This window comes from Bacteroidetes Order II. bacterium (genome assembly GCA_016788705.1).
Taxonomy (GTDB): domain Bacteria; phylum Bacteroidota; class Rhodothermia; order Rhodothermales; family UBA2364; genus UBA2364.
On sequence record JAEUSQ010000058.1, the window covers coordinates 37,913 to 52,201 of the forward strand.

Sequence of the window (14,289 nt, forward strand, 5' to 3'; positions counted from 1 at the left end):
GCTAATCAAGGTCGTTAGGCGTTACAAAAGAGCATATTTCGTCTAGTAAATGAATAGGTATAAGTAAATTGAAAAGTACCAATTATTTCATTATGTTTTTGGTGGTTATTTAATCGGACTGTTCAGACACAAAGCGAAAAAGTTCTTCCCAGCGAGCAAAAGCAAACGCACCTATTGGGATTTCGGCTGTAGTAGCAGAAGGCCGGAACCAAGCCGCTTGCCATCCAGCACGTAAACTCCCCATGACGTCGGAAGCGAGGGAGTCCCCCACACACAGAATTTCTGCTGGTGTAACCCCCGTTTTTTCGGCAGCCCAACGGAAGAGGGTAGGATGTGGTTTTAATACGCCCACCTCTTCGGAAATCACCACTTCCTTAGAGTACGCACGAAGTTCAGGGAACCGTGCCAACTTCTCCGACTGGATCTCCACAAAACCATTGGTCAAAATTCCCACGGGAAAACGGTTCGCTAAGGTGCGAAAAGCATGGTCTGCTCCAGCTATGTATCGCCAACATTTGGAATAGTGATTCAGATAAAGGTGTCTAAAGTCTTCTTCTGTTACAGAGGCTTCTAGGGTGGCAATCGTTTCGGAGAACCGTTGGCTATTCAGCTCCATTTTAGACACTCGGCCTTGTGCATAATCTGCCCACAACCGAACGTTGATGTGATGATAAACGGCCTGAAGTTCCGTTAATGTGGCCATGCCCCAATCGAATGCAGTGAAGCAAGCTGCCAACGCTTGTTCTTGGGCATGATGATGATCCAACAAGGTGTCATCCAGATCAAAATAGATAAATCGTATCACAGTTTAGGAAGATAAAATAAGTCAAAAAACACTTCCAACAGAAAACCAGAATGCTTGTTCTATTTGAATGCACGGTTTTGCTTTTTTACTTAAAAAGAGGTGGAGGTTTTTCGCTTGAATGAAGTGATTCCAAGTGCAATGGACAATTTAACGCGAACGTGCAATCCAGTCAGCACGATCTAAGCGATAAACGGCGCAATAATCCTCATCGAACCAACGATGTTCCACAAACCGGAAGCCAAGTCGCTCATAGAACCGTATGGCCCTTGTATTCGATACCAAAGGATCCAACAATACGGCCTCTACCTGTTGATTGGCGAAACACTTTTCTAAAGCCAGACGCATCATCTCGGTCCCATACCCTTTGCCCAAGTCGGAGGCCTCGCCAATCCAAATGTCTATGGCCCGCAGGTTGGGCGGCACATGTCCCCAATAATGGGTTTCTTCCAATGCCGGATCTATGATTTGAATAAAACCAATGGGTTGCCCCTCTCGTTCAGCGATCAATTGTTCCCGCCAATTGGGTGTATGGCAAAGTTCAACCTCCCAGTTCCAGTCGTCATTCGGATCTGAGGCAATGGTATGGGGCTGCTCATCCCAGTATCGAAGGATATCTAAATCTTGGATGGTAGCTGCACGGAGGCAGACCATATTTTTTAAGGCCATAAAAGCGTTGGTAGAGAGGAATGATAAACGTCCTATTTTTCGCACTTCTTTGTACGGTGTTTCTGAAATATCTGTTGGGGTTTCCAGAAAATCCTGCGGTAGTAGAGCAATCCTGCTAAACAAGCGACTTGAATGGTGGAGAAGCCGATTGGCCAAACATAAACAGGCTTGATATACTCTATCCAAAAACGAAAGAACAGATAACCCGCCAAATATAGCCGAAATCGGCTTCCATCGGTCAGAATAAAACGACGTTCCAGGCCCCACAACCCCACCGCCATTGCCGCCAGAAACAGTACTTCATACAAGGGTGTGGGGTGTCGCAGTATCCCATCTCCGGCATCAAAGGCCCAAGACAGGGTACTGGGTGCCCCCCACGTTCCATCCGAAACACCTGTTAGGGTACAACCAATGCGTCCAATCAACTGGCCTACTATCAGCGGATAGGTCATCATATCTCCGGAAGAAACCGTTACCCCGATGATTTTCTTTGTCCATTCCACCCCAATTAGCCCCCCAAGAAGTCCCCCTACCACGGTTTTATTGGCCAAATTTCGCCAGTCAACCCAATGCTCAGGGCTTTCTAAAAAACCTAATAGGTGCGAACCGAGTAATCCGCCGGCACAGGCACCAATAAAAATAGATAACCGGTCTGATGTCGAAATGGGGTCGTTCTGTTGTTTGCGTAGCCACAAATAAAACCTAAAGCCCATAAAATAGGCCAAGGTCTCGAATAAAAAATGGGGATGAACCCTTGCAAACCCAATTGGAATGTAGATGGGAAAGTGCATGACAATGTACTTTTTTGAGGACAAGATGTCTAAATATACGCTTTTAGCCAAAGACGAGATGGGCCTTTATTAATTGGTGTGGAGGTTCGTATCACAAAAAAGGCTTTTGGAAACAAAACCCAAAAGCCTTTTAAATATCATAGCGACACCCAAAGTGGTATGTCTTTGGCTCAAGGAAGTTGAGGTGGTGTCCCTGGATCTGTGGGTGTGTAAAGTGGGTATGAAATGGGCAGGCCATTCACAAGAGAACCTTCTTCATAAACCCGTACTTGCCGTTTTACAAAAGTGCCTGCTTCCGGTCTTGCAAACACTTGTCGGCGAGATCTATAGGCACCACCTCTTATATTTGCTTCGGTGGCTTCCTCAACGGAGTAAAGGGTAAAGTCTTGAATCGTTTTCATGATATTCTTGAAGTAAGTTGTATGTCATTTTTAGACGAACAGATTCTCTGAAAGTTAAATATGATACTGACATGGTCCCATTTTCACGGACGCAGGGTAAGGTGCATGGCAAGAAAAGCGAGTGGTACTCCAAAAAGCCTTACCGATCAATACACACCCTTCGCCTCTTTAGGCCGTCCACATAACGTTTTAGGGCTTCCCTTGAACGTTATAGGCTGTTCACAATTCATATTGAATGATAAATTGGTTGTAAGTCCACCCGATTTTAATACATTCTAACTCCATTCTTTTATGAAAAACCGTTTGTTGCTATTGGCTTTTTTGGTCAAATTATTTCCCTTGTTTGCCTTCGCGCAGTCTCAGAACATTGTACAAACCGCAGAAGGTGCAGGGTCTTTCAAAACCCTTTTGGCAGCGATACGTGCTGCTGGCTTGGCGAGCACCCTTTCTGGTGACGGGCCCTTTACGGTCTTTGCCCCCACCGATGCCGCTTTTGCGAAGTTACCCCAAGGCACCCTTCAAAGCCTTTTAAAGCCGGAAAACAAAGACCGTCTCAGGGCCATTCTCACCTATCATGTGGTTTCCGGGCGGGTAGGTTCCGATGCACTACTCACAACCAGTAGCGCCAGAACAGTCAATGGAGCACCCCTTCCTATTGGGCTAACGGTTCAGAATGCACGGGTGGTGCAGGCAGATATCGCGGCCAGCAATGGGGTAATTCATGTAATTGATGCAGTACTTATCCCACCCTCCGAAGTATCGGCAGCTCGGGGCGGAACGAAAAAAACACACAACAACAATACAGATCAATACCGGAGAGACGAATACCATAGTTGGCAACAACGTGAGGCAGGAACGGGCTTTAGAAGGGCAAAAAACCGCATTGAACAAAGCATTGCAAAAGGCTCCGAAGCCTATAATAAAGGGGATGCAGCGGGATGTGCTGCAATTTATATGCAAACAGCACGCACCCTAATTGCAAACGAGCCACTGACAAACGACCTCCGAATGGGCTTAGAAAATGCACTCACAACCGCCCAGCACGCTAAAAATGCAAGCGACCGTGCATGGACCATGCGCCGGGCTTTAGAAACAGTCTATGAAGGACTTTAAGCCGCTGATCAAGATGAATAGCCGGCGTACTTGTTCAGGTACGCCGGTTTTCGGATAGCTGGCTGCACGCAACCTCCCTTTGTTGCCTTTCGTCGCAGCCGTCATTCCCCCTACCGAAATACGATTGTTCATACGCATCCATCACGCTATGTTAAAAAGCGTTCTTAAATCGTGGTAATCGCTAAAAAAATAATGTACCATACCGTTGTTTCCGCCTTTGATGTGATTGCGACGTAAACATCCTCTAATGCGTCTTCCTCACCTAAAAGAGAGCCTACCATTTGACTAGGTCTTCTTTAGGGATAAATTTCATCCAAGGTCTTTCCTGAATTTGTGTTAATTTTAAATGCCGTGAATGCCCTAACCCTTGCTCCACTTGCGCCCATGCCGCCCCTTTTTCGTTGGCGCGCCCCTAAGACATGGTTAATTTTGTTTTTCGGCTGGAACTTTCCGGCCCTCATCGCCCTGAGCTACTATTACCTAAACGCTGTTTTGGCAGAGCAGGTCTTTAATCCTGTCTATGCCATCACCACTACCTTCTCGAATTGGTATCTTTGGATGATCATGACTCCGGGCGCATGGATGACGGCACAACGTTTACCTTTAGACCCGCCTAAAAACTGGCCTAAATGGATAGGGATTCATTTAGTGGTTATGGGATTGTTGCTTGGCATTCAGGCATTGGGCAATCTGGCCGCCTTTCGTATTTTGGGATTGCACGACACAATGAACCTTGAACTCTGGAAAGTTCACCTTACCCTCCGCGCACAAATCAATATTCTGACATATGGGCTGGTCGTCGGACTTTTTTACGCATCCGATTATTATCGCCGATACCATAACCGTGAGCAACAAGCCGCCATGCTCCAAGTGCAGTTGGTACAAGCCCAACTCATGGCTTTAAAGATGCAATTGCAACCCCACTTCTTGTTTAATACCATGAATGCAATCGCAAGTTTGGTTCGTCAGAACGAGTCCAAACGCGCCATTACCATGCTTGGTAAGTTGGCAGACTTTCTGCGTGTGGTATTGGAATCCAAGGGAGAACAAGAAATACCCTTAAGCCAAGAAGTGGCTTTTCTACAACGGTACTTGGATATCGAATTGGTCCGTTTTAATGAACGTCTGAAGATCAATTTCCAGATTGATTCAGAGGCTATGCAGGCTTATGTCCCCAACTTGCTGCTTCAGCCCTTGGTCGAAAACGCCATCAAACACGGCATTGCTCCCCATGCAGATGCTGGAAAGGTCTCTGTACGAGCACGAAAAAAACAGGATCGGCTGATGCTGGAAGTGGCCGATGATGGCCCTGGCCTTACCGAAGCGCCTAAAAAACAAGGAGTTGGACTACAAAACACCCAAAATCGCTTACGTGAACTTTATGGCCCAAGTGGGTATGTCACTTTTGGCCGTTCAGAATTAGGTGGACTTTTGGTGACGATAGATATGCCATACTTAGACAAACCTCTACTTCCGCAACAATAACCTTACCCAAACCTAACGTGTCTGGCTTATGACCCGTGTTGTTATCGCAGATGATGAATCGTTGGCGCGCGATACTATTCGTCTGCTACTCAAAGAACGCCCCGAAATAACGGTGGTTGCCGAAACCGACCGAGGGGTTACAACCCTTGCCGCCATCAAAACCGAGAAACCGGACATCGTCTTTTTAGACATTCAGATGCCAGACGGAGACGGGTTTTCGGTATTGGAAGCACTCACCCCCGAAGAACTACCCGTGGTCATCTTTGTGACAGCCTATGACCAATATGCGGTTAAGGCCTTCGACTTTCACGCGTTGGATTACTTGCTAAAGCCCTATGACGACGATCGGTTCTTCAAAGCTTTAGACCGTGCAATCTACCAGCTTAAGTCTATCGAAAACAGTGATCTATCTGAAAAGATTACATCCTTGCTTGCGGCTCGTCAAGAAGAACGTAAGCCCCAATACCCGGAACGATTTTCGGTACGTACCCGAAATATCATGGAATTTATCCCAGTACAAGACATTGACTGGATAGAGGCTGCCGGAGACTATGTAGTATTACATGTCGCAAACCGGAGCCATTTGTTGCGGGAAACCATGGAACGCATGACCAGCCTTTTAGACCCCCAAAAATTTGTCCGGGTACATAGATCCAGCATCTTGGCCATCGAAAAAGTGAAAGCCATTCAACCACATTTTAATGGCGCTTATATTGCCGTATTAACAAACAACAAAAAAATCACCATCAGCCGTCGCTATTGGGGGCAGGTGGAACCCGTACTTAACCGGAAATCTTAGATGGCACGTTATCTCGTTTTTGGCGCCAGCGGTGGCATTGGTCAATCCGTGATTCGCTTATTGCACCAACAAGGGCATCAGTTGGTGGGAGTGGGCCGTGTACAGGAAAAATTACACCCCCTGCTCCATGAAAGAAATGTAGTGGGACTGGTGGCCGATGCCACGAAGCCAGAGGAAGTGGCCCACGTCGTTCAACAAGCGGAAGCCCAAATGGGAGGCTTGGATGGTGTGGTCAATTGTATCGGATCGCTTTTGCTGAAGCCAGCCCACCTTACTACACCTGAAGACTGGTATTTGACCCTTCGGCAAAATTTAGATACGTCATTCTTTATTTTGAAGACTGCTGCCCGCACCATGCTCCGTCAAGGGGGCGCCATTGTGCTCGTTTCCTCATCGGTTTCACAACATGGGCTACAAAATCACGAAGCCATTGCAGCGGCAAAAGCAGGGATCAATGGCTTGGTCCGCTCTGCTGCGGCCACCTATGCCAAACGGGGCGTGCGTGTCAATGCGGTGGCGCCCGGATTGGTTCGAACCCCCATGACACAACATCTCACGGCAACCGAAGCCGCAGAGAAAAGTTCTGCCGCCCTTCATGCGCTCGGACGAATCGGAGAACCCGATGATGTAGCCAAGGCGATCGTGTTTTTGTTGGATCACAACCAAAGTAGCTGGATTACGGGCCAAGTACTGGCGGTGGATGGAGGCTTGTCCTCTGTACGATCTGTTGCGTGAAGGCTTTACCGAAAAACCAAGAGGCCGGAAACTCTTTGGAAGTCCCGGCCTCTTGTATCTTGAGCCATGAAAAGTCTTTGTTGTGATCGCCAATATACGAAGATCAAAAGCACAATGCAAGCCCTTTTTTGGGCTTTCTATAAGCGACCCTACATAAAAAATAAAATCAGTAACTGCGCCGCCATAATCCGCAAAAACGTGGTAAACGGATAAACGGCAGCATACGTAACGGCGGGCGCATCGGTTCCGGTAGTTTCATTGGCAAAGGAAAGTGCGGGCGGATCGGTAGAGGCACCCGCGAGCAAGCCACACAACTCCATATAATTTAGCCGAAACACAAAGCGGGCAATTGGCGCAACCACCAGCAACGGGATCAAGGTAATCAGCGCTCCTAACAATAACCAGTACAGGCCATCCCCTCCAACAAGGGTTTCGACAAAACCAGTACCAGCAGAAAGGCCAACACTTGCCAAAAATAACACAATACCCAACTCACGCAACATGAGATTTGCACTTGGTTTTACATATGTATTAAAGGCGATATTACCACCATACCGACTGATTAGGATGGCTACTACCAGTGGACCACCTGCCAAACCCAGTTTAACCGGAACCGGCACACCAGGGATATTAAAAGGAATACTACCCAGTAGTACTCCTGCGGCTATACCCAAGAACAACGAAGCCACATTCGGGGTTCGGAGGCGTTTGGGTGAATTACCAAATTCCCGCGCCAACGCCTCGATGTGTACCTCATCCCCAATAACCGTCACGGTGTCCCCAAATTGCAGGTGCGTCCGTCCATCCGGAATAAATTCAATACCAGAGCGATACACGCGGGTAATGGTCACATTAAACCGATGGATTACATCTAATTCGGCCAAAGTTTTGGCATACGCTTCTTTCCGTGTAATGTTGATGCGTCGCGAAACCAAATCTTGTTGCGGCGTTTTGGAAAGATCCATTTTACTGTCCTCACCCACAACCATCCGGAGGCGGTCAAAGTCCTCACGATTGGCGACAATCAGCACCACATCATTTTCTTGAAGAATGGTTTCTCCGGTGGTTGGGGAAATTTTCCCGTTCTGATAAATCCGCGAAACGACCAAATTACTTTTTAGAATATCCCGAATGGCTTTCACGGGGCGCCCAAAGACCATAGGATTTTTGACGGTAAGGGTAATGGTACTGGGGGCGGGATTAATGGCCACCTGTTTTTTGTTGTGTAGCCGGGCTTCTGCCGGAATATTTACCTGAAGGATTCGTTTTAGAATGAGCATGGTGAGAACAATACCGAGTACGCCAAACGGATAGGCAAGGGCATATCCAGCAGCAACCGGGGCATTCGCTATTGCAGGATTCTGCGCCGCTAAATCGGCCAATGTCTGTTGGGCCGCTCCCAATCCGGGCGTATTGGTTACAGCACCCGACATAATGCCCACCAATGTGGCCATTGGCAGTTCGGTCATGTAGTGCAGGGCAATCACGAGCACACCCCCTACCCCTACAATCAGCGCAGCAAGTCCATTCAGTTTAAGTCCTTCTCGGCGAAGCGAGGCAAAAAAACCAGGCCCCACTTGCAGACCGATGGTGTAAACAAACAGAATAAGCCCAAGTTCTTTGGCAAAATGCAGGGCCTCATGGTTCACTTCAAAACCCAGAAAAGAAGCACCCAAGCCCACAAATAATACACAAGCAATCCCAAAAGATATCCCCCAGATCTTTATTTTCCCAAGCCCGACCCCAAGTGCTATTACTATGCTATAGACCAGCAAGGTATAGGCAATGGTGCTTTTGTCCGTCAGTAAATCAACCAACCAATTCATATAGTAGGAGGTCCAAATTAAATGGCAAATAGGGCGCTAATTTCCGGATATTCACCGAAGAGTGCAAGCGCTTAACCATGAAGATGTAAATACGAAAGGGCTTTTCGACAAGTGGTTTTGTAAAATTCTTTTGGCCTTTGGCCTTTATCTCTCTTTTGTTATATCCTTAAGGAACGAAATCCCCTTTCAAGCGGACCACAACATGGGGGTTGATGTGCTGTATCTCGCGAATAAATCCAGCCTTGTCTTTCGGAGAAATAAGCACCCTGCCATGATGGCCGTACCGGACCTCTAAGCGATCTAATGATATTGCGGGCGCGCTGAGTGGATTACGGGTTTCCGCAATGGTGTGTATGTCTTGAATATCTATTTTCAAATCAATAAAAAACGCAGACTTGACCCTCAGCATATTCTGATCAATCACATAGTATGTCGTTGTAAAAACATAGTAAATAAAGCTCCCAACTGCTAAAATAATCAATGGCCCAACCCAACGTGGCTCTTCCCATGCGGACAATATCAATACCGTTCCGAGCACCAGGGCAATGGGAATAACCAATTCCAACCCAATTTTAGATTTGTACACTTGTACCATTAGACTAACTTGGTTGTGGATAAAAGTTTGGTGTCATATAGATGATTAGCCGAGATCTAAGTACATGACAAAAGTGTAAAGAAGAAGAAAAAAGGAGACATATTTCCTTAACGGAACGTTTAACATAGAATTTTTCAGGTTTCATTTTAAACGCCATATGTCTCCTATCCAAGATACAAAAGAAACCTTAATGGAGTTGTTGGCTCCCTATAAAAAATTAGACCCCAAAAGCACGTCAACAGGCAGGTTTTCAAAGAACACTTCTATACAATGTCTAACTGGGAGCAGGTCATCAAGCTACTAATGCAGAAAGCTGACAACTTTTGAAATGCACCCCCCTTGCTTGGACTTATGGATCGGGGCAGGCCATTACGTTTCCTGCACAAAGCTATACCATTAGTAGCCAAGAAGTGGTTTGGTATGGTGGAAGGAATGCCTTTAGGTTACCTGCAACCCATCATTTAGATTTGGGGGTTCGTAGAGAACTTAAGCAAAAAAAACGTAGCACAATACTAAGTATTTACAATGTTTATTCTCATAAAAATCCCTTTTATGTCTATCCAGAAAAAGAAATTGAAATTGACCCTATTTTAGGAATAATAAAATCGGAAACTAAAATTAAGCAGGTGAGTATTTTCCCAATCATTCCTACTTTAAGTTTGGGTTGGTGGTTTTAAATATAATTTCTCCAGAACCTTGGGATGCGTATAAACCTCACCCTACGCGGGCCATACCCAAACTTTGAGGAGCCGACCTTGAGAAATGGGCGCGGGTGGCAAGGTTTTCGGGCGTGCGGAGGTGTGGGTCTTGGGTCACCAACGCAAAAGCGGCTTCACGGGCTTGGGCCAAAATGTCGGCATCTTGGGTGATATTCGCAATTTTGAGGTCGGGAAGACCACTTTGCCGTGTGCCGAAGAAGTCTCCTGCTCCGCGTAATTTCAGGTCTTCTTCCGAGATCACAAAGCCATCGGTTGTTTGGGCCATCACCTCTAAGCGGATTTTCGCCTCGGCAGATTGTTTATAGTCGGCCATTAAGACGCAATAGCTTTGCTCGCTTCCACGCCCCACCCGTCCACGCAATTGATGCAGTTGGCTTAGGCCAAAGCGCTCGGCGTGTTCAATGACCATCACGGAAGCATTGGGGACATCTACGCCCACTTCTATCACGGTAGTCGCCACTAAAATATCCAATTCTCCCGACTTAAAGCGTTGCATTTCTTCGTCTTTTTCGTAGGGCAGCATACGGCCATGCACCAAGCCCACCTTGTATGGGCGGAAGGTTTCTGTAATTTGCTCGAAGCCATTTTCGGCATCCTTCAAATCGAGTTTTTCGCTTTCCTCTACCAATGGATACACGATATACGCCTGCCGTCCGGCGCGGAGTTCGGAGCGGATAAACTCATAGACCTCGCCGCGTCGGGCCTCGTTGCGGAGTTGGGTTTGGATCGGCTTCCGGTTGGCGGGAAGTTCATTCATGATGGTCACGTCCAAGTCTCCATAAACCGTCATCGCGAGGGAACGCGGAATGGGCGTAGCCGTCATCAGCAACATATGTGGGCGTTGGCCTTTGTCGAACATGCGGGCACGTTGCATAACCCCAAAGCGGTGTTGTTCATCCACAATGGCCATCCCAAGTGCCTTAAATACCACCTTATCCTCGATAATGGCATGTGTCCCGACGGCAATTTGGGCTTCGCCCGTTGCCAGATCGTTCAGGATTTCGGTACGTCGTTTTTTGTGCTGGCCGCCCACCAAGAGGTGTACCTTGAGTCCCAACGGTTCTAAATACCGCCGCAAACTTTGGTAGTGTTGCTCGGCAAGAATTTCGGTAGGGGCCATAAAAGCCGACTGAAACCCGCTGTCTATGGCGTGCATCATCGCAGCAATAGCCACGACTGTTTTTCCACTGCCCACATCTCCTTGCACCAGACGGTTCATCGGATAGCCACTACGGGTATCGGTAATGACATCGGTTATGGCTTTTAGCTGTGCATTGGTTAGTTTAAAGGGCAAAACCTCTTGGGTGAAACGCGCGAAATACGTACCCGGTGATTCGAAAACAAGGCCATCAGCGGTTTTTTTGACCTGCTGGCGGGTTGTGGCCAAGAGCAGTTGTAGGAAGAAAAATTCCTCGAACTTCAGCCGATATTGCGCCAACTCGCGTTCTTCTTCTGATTTAGGGAAGTGGATAGCTCGGAGCGCCACACGGCCTTCCATAAGGTCGTATTTGCGAATGACCGTTTCGGGCAAGTTTTCCTCTAAGAGCAGGCCATATTTCTTGAACAAGCCATATATAATATGTCGGAGTACCTTATTAGAGAGACCTACTCGCTCCCAAGCCTGCCCACCAGGATAAAGTGGAATGATGCGTCCGGTGGTTACGGAAGTTTTATCTGCCTCCAATTTGTCGTATTCGGGGTGAGAAATGGAGAACGTTCGGCCATATTTTTGCGGCATACCGTGCAGGGCCACCAATTCGCCGTTGGTGAACAACCGCCGCACCCACTGATGCCCATTGAACCATACACAGTTAAGCCGTCCACCAGACTCATCTTCCACCTGCATTTCAAAGCGTTTTCGTCCACCTTCTATCATGTTCTGGGAAACAACCCGTCCTACTATGGTGGTAGCAATACCTTCTTGTAGCTGTCTAATGGGCGTGACGGTCGAGCGGTCTAAGTATCGTCTTGGATAAAACCGGAACAAGTCTCGAAAGGTATGGATCCCTGCTTTTCGGAAAATAGCAGCCCTATTCGGCCCCACGCCTTCCAACCACTGGATGTCGGCGTCTAACGGATTTTCCGGCTTGTGTTCAGCCTGTTCTGTCATAGGAGATTGGTAAAAAAGCCAAGCTAAGTTACGAAATTACATGATTCAGAGCCATAGGCCGCGAAAAATCACCTATGTGGGATCATCCAGTCTGGCAAGATTACCCCTGTTTGTAAGTACCAATTTGTAAGGGCAAGAAGTCTTTTTTGTTCTTCCCACACCAGCAACCGTAGGGCTTCTTCGGCGGTAAACCAGCCAAAATGGTCGTGTTCATGGTTTAGGATAGGGTCGCCTTCCAATTCCGCAGCAAAGGCTGGGGTCAGCAATACGGCGTCCATGGTCCAACTATAAAAAGTATTCACCGAGGGCAAGGCCCAAAAAATCCGGGGCGGATGGCTCGTTTCCTCTATCAACTCCCGAAGCGCCGCCTGCCATGCCGTTTCATCCTGCTGAATTTTTCCGCCCACCATACGCCATTGGCCTGTATAGAGGGTTCCCGCTGCCCTACGAAGCAGCAAAAAGCGAAATCCATCTGCCGTTAGGCGATAGGGATAGACATCCACTACCCGAACCAGATTTTGGGTCATAAAACGCTTATATTATGGTAATTTTTCTTGTGCTGATTGTCCTTAAAATACGGAGAGAATATGTCTTTTGAAGTGATGTCTGTGATCTTGTTTTTGGCCGTTGCACTTTTAATGGCAGCCGGAGTCTATCCCATTTATAAGTTTATGGAAAAACAAGACGCCGAAAACGAAAAGTGGACCAAAGAAAACCTGGCACGACTAAAGGCCCAATACGAAGCAAAAAAACAGGCAGAAGCCGAAGCAACAGCCCAACCATCTGCACCGAACCTGCCGGATGAAGCGCCAGCGGTAAAGGTTCGTCCGAAATAACCATAACCTTGTTATGCCTACCCAACCTCCTCCTCCTTTTGTCTGGTATGGCCCATATCACCTGATTGCCCTTGGCCTTACTTTCCTGTTTTTATTGATTATGGGCCTTGTTGCAAGGTATTACCGAACACCCACGCAACAACAAAATATGGCCCGTTTTTTGACAATGGCCTTCATCGGGTTTTATGGCTGGATTACCACTTTGGAGGTACAAGGCGGGTTTTGGTCGCTTGCCGAGGGGCTACCCTTCCACCTTTGCGACATCTCGGCGATAACCCTTTCCTATGCCGCCCTTACCCGCAAGTTCTGGGCGTTCGAGGCGGGGTACTATTGGGGATTGGGCGGTGGGCTTGCTGGACTTCTTCTGCCGGAGTTGCCCTACGAGGACATTTATGCCGCGCCGTTTTTCTTTTGGCATGCCCTTTTGGTGGCCACTCCTTTATATTTGGTATTGGCCTATGACATGCGCCCCACCTTTCGCGGCATCTTTCGGACATTGGGCATTACAGCCGTCTTGGCGATTCCCATTGGCGTGGCCGTTTGGCTTATCCCCAACGCCAACTACATGTTTCTCGGCCATGCCCCCATTGCGGCAGAGGCTCTTGGGATGCCCATTTGGCCCTATTATATTCCGTATATCGGGTTGTTGGGGCTGATTTTATTTGCGGTTTTGTATGCTCCCTTTTGGGTATTGATGCGGCGCCAACTTAAATGAATGCAAAGAAGACATATCCATAAGCCTTCTTCTCTAAACGGCTACAATTCTCGACCAATAGGTTTTGACCACCAATAAACCTACACCCCATCGCTTCTGTATTTCATTTCTCCCTTCATGAGTTCCCCCTTATTTTGCATTTCCCAATAGTTTCCCAAAAGATCTACTTCCTTCAAAAGTTGTACCCTTACTTTAGAAAGTCTTATATTACAATTGGTCAATCTACCTAATAGGAGTACTTGTTATCAAATGTGCACTGGAGCCGAAACCGCAAGTTTTGGTATTTACACCATAGGCATATTAACAAACCGCTTGGCTGATAGCTCTTTATACTGCTTGTATCCGTGAAATCATTTTTCCGCACCGGACTGCCCCCCGTATCGTTCGACAAAGCGGACATCCATCCTCATTCAACTGCTGCTCAAGGGAGGCCGAGGCACAAGGTTGACATACGGCGCACGCCCCTCCCCAAATTGGGGCGTGAACAGGTTTCAGGGATTGGCAGTAACAAATGAGCCGAAGGGATAGCCTGATGAGCAAAAGGTATAGCTGGTGGATACCCGGATAACATGGTGGCTTCTTGACAAGACCGCCTTGCGTAGGTAGCAAGACCGCCTTGCGTAGCAAGAAGTCTCCAAGCGATTTTTTGCCGCACCGAAGAACAGACTGGAATTGGGAAAGCGGTAGGTTTCT

15 protein-coding genes are annotated in these 14,289 nt (G+C 47.6%); 7 read left to right on the top strand and 8 right to left on the bottom strand.

Annotated elements, in window-relative coordinates; genetic code table 11:
• Nucleotides 1-109 precede the first annotated feature (109 nt).
• The 4 genes from JNN12_15190 to JNN12_15205 all read right to left on the bottom strand — a co-directional run bounded on the left by JNN12_15190 (nucleotide 110) and on the right by JNN12_15205 (nucleotide 2,663).
• Entirely contained in the window at nucleotides 110-805 is a 696-nt protein-coding gene (locus JNN12_15190; protein ID MBL7979679.1) for an HAD family hydrolase, read from the bottom strand.
• Between the two features lie 147 nt (nucleotides 806-952).
• Nucleotides 953-1,471: an acetyltransferase gene (locus tag JNN12_15195; GenBank protein MBL7979680.1), complete on the bottom strand. Its 519-nt coding sequence runs from the start codon at nucleotides 1,469-1,471 to the stop codon at nucleotides 953-955.
• A 32-nt stretch (nucleotides 1,472-1,503) separates the two neighbouring features.
• Nucleotides 1,504-2,262, bottom strand: a complete 759-nt coding sequence (locus JNN12_15200; protein ID MBL7979681.1) for a prolipoprotein diacylglyceryl transferase — start codon at nucleotides 2,260-2,262, stop codon at nucleotides 1,504-1,506.
• Between the two features lie 170 nt (nucleotides 2,263-2,432).
• The gene (locus JNN12_15205; GenBank protein MBL7979682.1) at nucleotides 2,433-2,663 is read right to left on the bottom strand and encodes a hypothetical protein; all 231 of its coding nucleotides are present in this window, start codon (nucleotides 2,661-2,663) and stop codon (nucleotides 2,433-2,435) included.
• A 291-nt stretch (nucleotides 2,664-2,954) separates the two neighbouring features.
• Here JNN12_15205 and JNN12_15210 point away from each other — a divergent pair, with 291 nt between their 5' ends.
• The 4 genes from JNN12_15210 (at nucleotide 2,955) to JNN12_15225 (ending at nucleotide 6,795) form a co-directional block, all read left to right on the top strand.
• A complete protein-coding gene (locus tag JNN12_15210) occupies nucleotides 2,955-3,776 on the top strand; it encodes a fasciclin domain-containing protein (GenBank protein ID MBL7979683.1) in 822 nt (273 codons plus the stop codon).
• A gap of 351 nt (nucleotides 3,777-4,127) precedes the next feature.
• Complete coding sequence (locus JNN12_15215; GenBank protein ID MBL7979684.1) at nucleotides 4,128-5,261, top strand: histidine kinase; 1,134 nt, start codon at nucleotides 4,128-4,130, stop codon at nucleotides 5,259-5,261.
• A gap of 28 nt (nucleotides 5,262-5,289) precedes the next feature.
• Entirely contained in the window at nucleotides 5,290-6,060 is a 771-nt protein-coding gene (locus tag JNN12_15220; GenBank protein MBL7979685.1) for a response regulator transcription factor, read from the top strand.
• Nucleotides 6,061-6,795 carry an SDR family oxidoreductase gene (locus JNN12_15225; GenBank protein ID MBL7979686.1) on the top strand — a complete coding sequence of 245 codons (735 nt, stop codon included), beginning with the start codon at nucleotides 6,061-6,063 and terminating at the stop codon, nucleotides 6,793-6,795. It begins immediately after the preceding gene.
• A 149-nt stretch (nucleotides 6,796-6,944) separates the two neighbouring features.
• Here JNN12_15225 and JNN12_15230 read toward each other — a convergent pair whose 3' ends face one another.
• Nucleotides 6,945-8,621, bottom strand: a complete 1,677-nt coding sequence (locus tag JNN12_15230) for a putative transporter (GenBank protein ID MBL7979687.1) — start codon at nucleotides 8,619-8,621, stop codon at nucleotides 6,945-6,947.
• Nucleotides 8,622-8,787: 166 nt separating this feature from the next.
• Nucleotides 8,788-9,216 (bottom strand): PH domain-containing protein, encoded by a 429-nt coding sequence (locus tag JNN12_15235; GenBank protein MBL7979688.1) that lies wholly within the window; start codon nucleotides 9,214-9,216, stop codon nucleotides 8,788-8,790.
• Nucleotides 9,217-9,539: 323 nt separating this feature from the next.
• Between JNN12_15235 and JNN12_15240 the strand changes: the two genes are divergently transcribed.
• Nucleotides 9,540-9,893, top strand: a complete 354-nt coding sequence (locus JNN12_15240; protein MBL7979689.1) for a hypothetical protein — start codon at nucleotides 9,540-9,542, stop codon at nucleotides 9,891-9,893.
• 37 nt (nucleotides 9,894-9,930) lie between these two features.
• Here the strand turns inward: JNN12_15240 and recG are convergent, their stop codons facing one another.
• Both recG and JNN12_15250 read right to left on the bottom strand, forming a co-directional pair.
• Nucleotides 9,931-12,045 (bottom strand): ATP-dependent DNA helicase RecG, encoded by a 2,115-nt coding sequence (gene recG / locus JNN12_15245; GenBank protein MBL7979690.1) that lies wholly within the window; start codon nucleotides 12,043-12,045, stop codon nucleotides 9,931-9,933.
• A 68-nt stretch (nucleotides 12,046-12,113) separates the two neighbouring features.
• Nucleotides 12,114-12,572 (bottom strand): NUDIX pyrophosphatase, encoded by a 459-nt coding sequence (locus JNN12_15250; GenBank protein MBL7979691.1) that lies wholly within the window; start codon nucleotides 12,570-12,572, stop codon nucleotides 12,114-12,116.
• 60 nt (nucleotides 12,573-12,632) lie between these two features.
• Between JNN12_15250 and JNN12_15255 the strand changes: the two genes are divergently transcribed.
• Complete coding sequence (locus tag JNN12_15255; protein MBL7979692.1) at nucleotides 12,633-12,881, top strand: hypothetical protein; 249 nt, start codon at nucleotides 12,633-12,635, stop codon at nucleotides 12,879-12,881.
• 13 nt (nucleotides 12,882-12,894) lie between these two features.
• Complete coding sequence (locus tag JNN12_15260) at nucleotides 12,895-13,596, top strand: TIGR02206 family membrane protein (protein MBL7979693.1); 702 nt, start codon at nucleotides 12,895-12,897, stop codon at nucleotides 13,594-13,596.
• Nucleotides 13,597-14,289 lie beyond the last annotated feature (693 nt).

Bases quoted from the DNA above. Each gene is read 5' to 3' on its own strand.
- JNN12_15200 (MBL7979681.1), bottom strand. From the start codon at position 2,262: ATGCACTTTCCCATCTACATTCCAATTGGGTTTGCAAGGGTTCATCCC.
- recG (MBL7979690.1), bottom strand. From the start codon at position 12,045: ATGACAGAACAGGCTGAACACAAGCCGGAAAATCCGTTAGACGCCGAC.
- JNN12_15250 (MBL7979691.1), bottom strand. From the start codon at position 12,572: ATGACCCAAAATCTGGTTCGGGTAGTGGATGTCTATCCCTATCGCCTA.
- JNN12_15195 (MBL7979680.1), bottom strand. From the start codon at position 1,471: ATGGCCTTAAAAAATATGGTCTGCCTCCGTGCAGCTACCATCCAAGAT.
- JNN12_15210 (MBL7979683.1), top strand. From the start codon at position 2,955: ATGAAAAACCGTTTGTTGCTATTGGCTTTTTTGGTCAAATTATTTCCC.
- JNN12_15220 (MBL7979685.1), top strand. From the start codon at position 5,290: ATGACCCGTGTTGTTATCGCAGATGATGAATCGTTGGCGCGCGATACT.
- JNN12_15230 (MBL7979687.1), bottom strand. From the start codon at position 8,621: ATGAATTGGTTGGTTGATTTACTGACGGACAAAAGCACCATTGCCTAT.
- JNN12_15225 (MBL7979686.1), top strand. From the start codon at position 6,061: ATGGCACGTTATCTCGTTTTTGGCGCCAGCGGTGGCATTGGTCAATCC.
- JNN12_15235 (MBL7979688.1), bottom strand. From the start codon at position 9,216: ATGGTACAAGTGTACAAATCTAAAATTGGGTTGGAATTGGTTATTCCC.
- JNN12_15205 (MBL7979682.1), bottom strand. From the start codon at position 2,663: ATGAAAACGATTCAAGACTTTACCCTTTACTCCGTTGAGGAAGCCACC.
- JNN12_15255 (MBL7979692.1), top strand. From the start codon at position 12,633: ATGTCTTTTGAAGTGATGTCTGTGATCTTGTTTTTGGCCGTTGCACTT.
- JNN12_15260 (MBL7979693.1), top strand. From the start codon at position 12,895: ATGCCTACCCAACCTCCTCCTCCTTTTGTCTGGTATGGCCCATATCAC.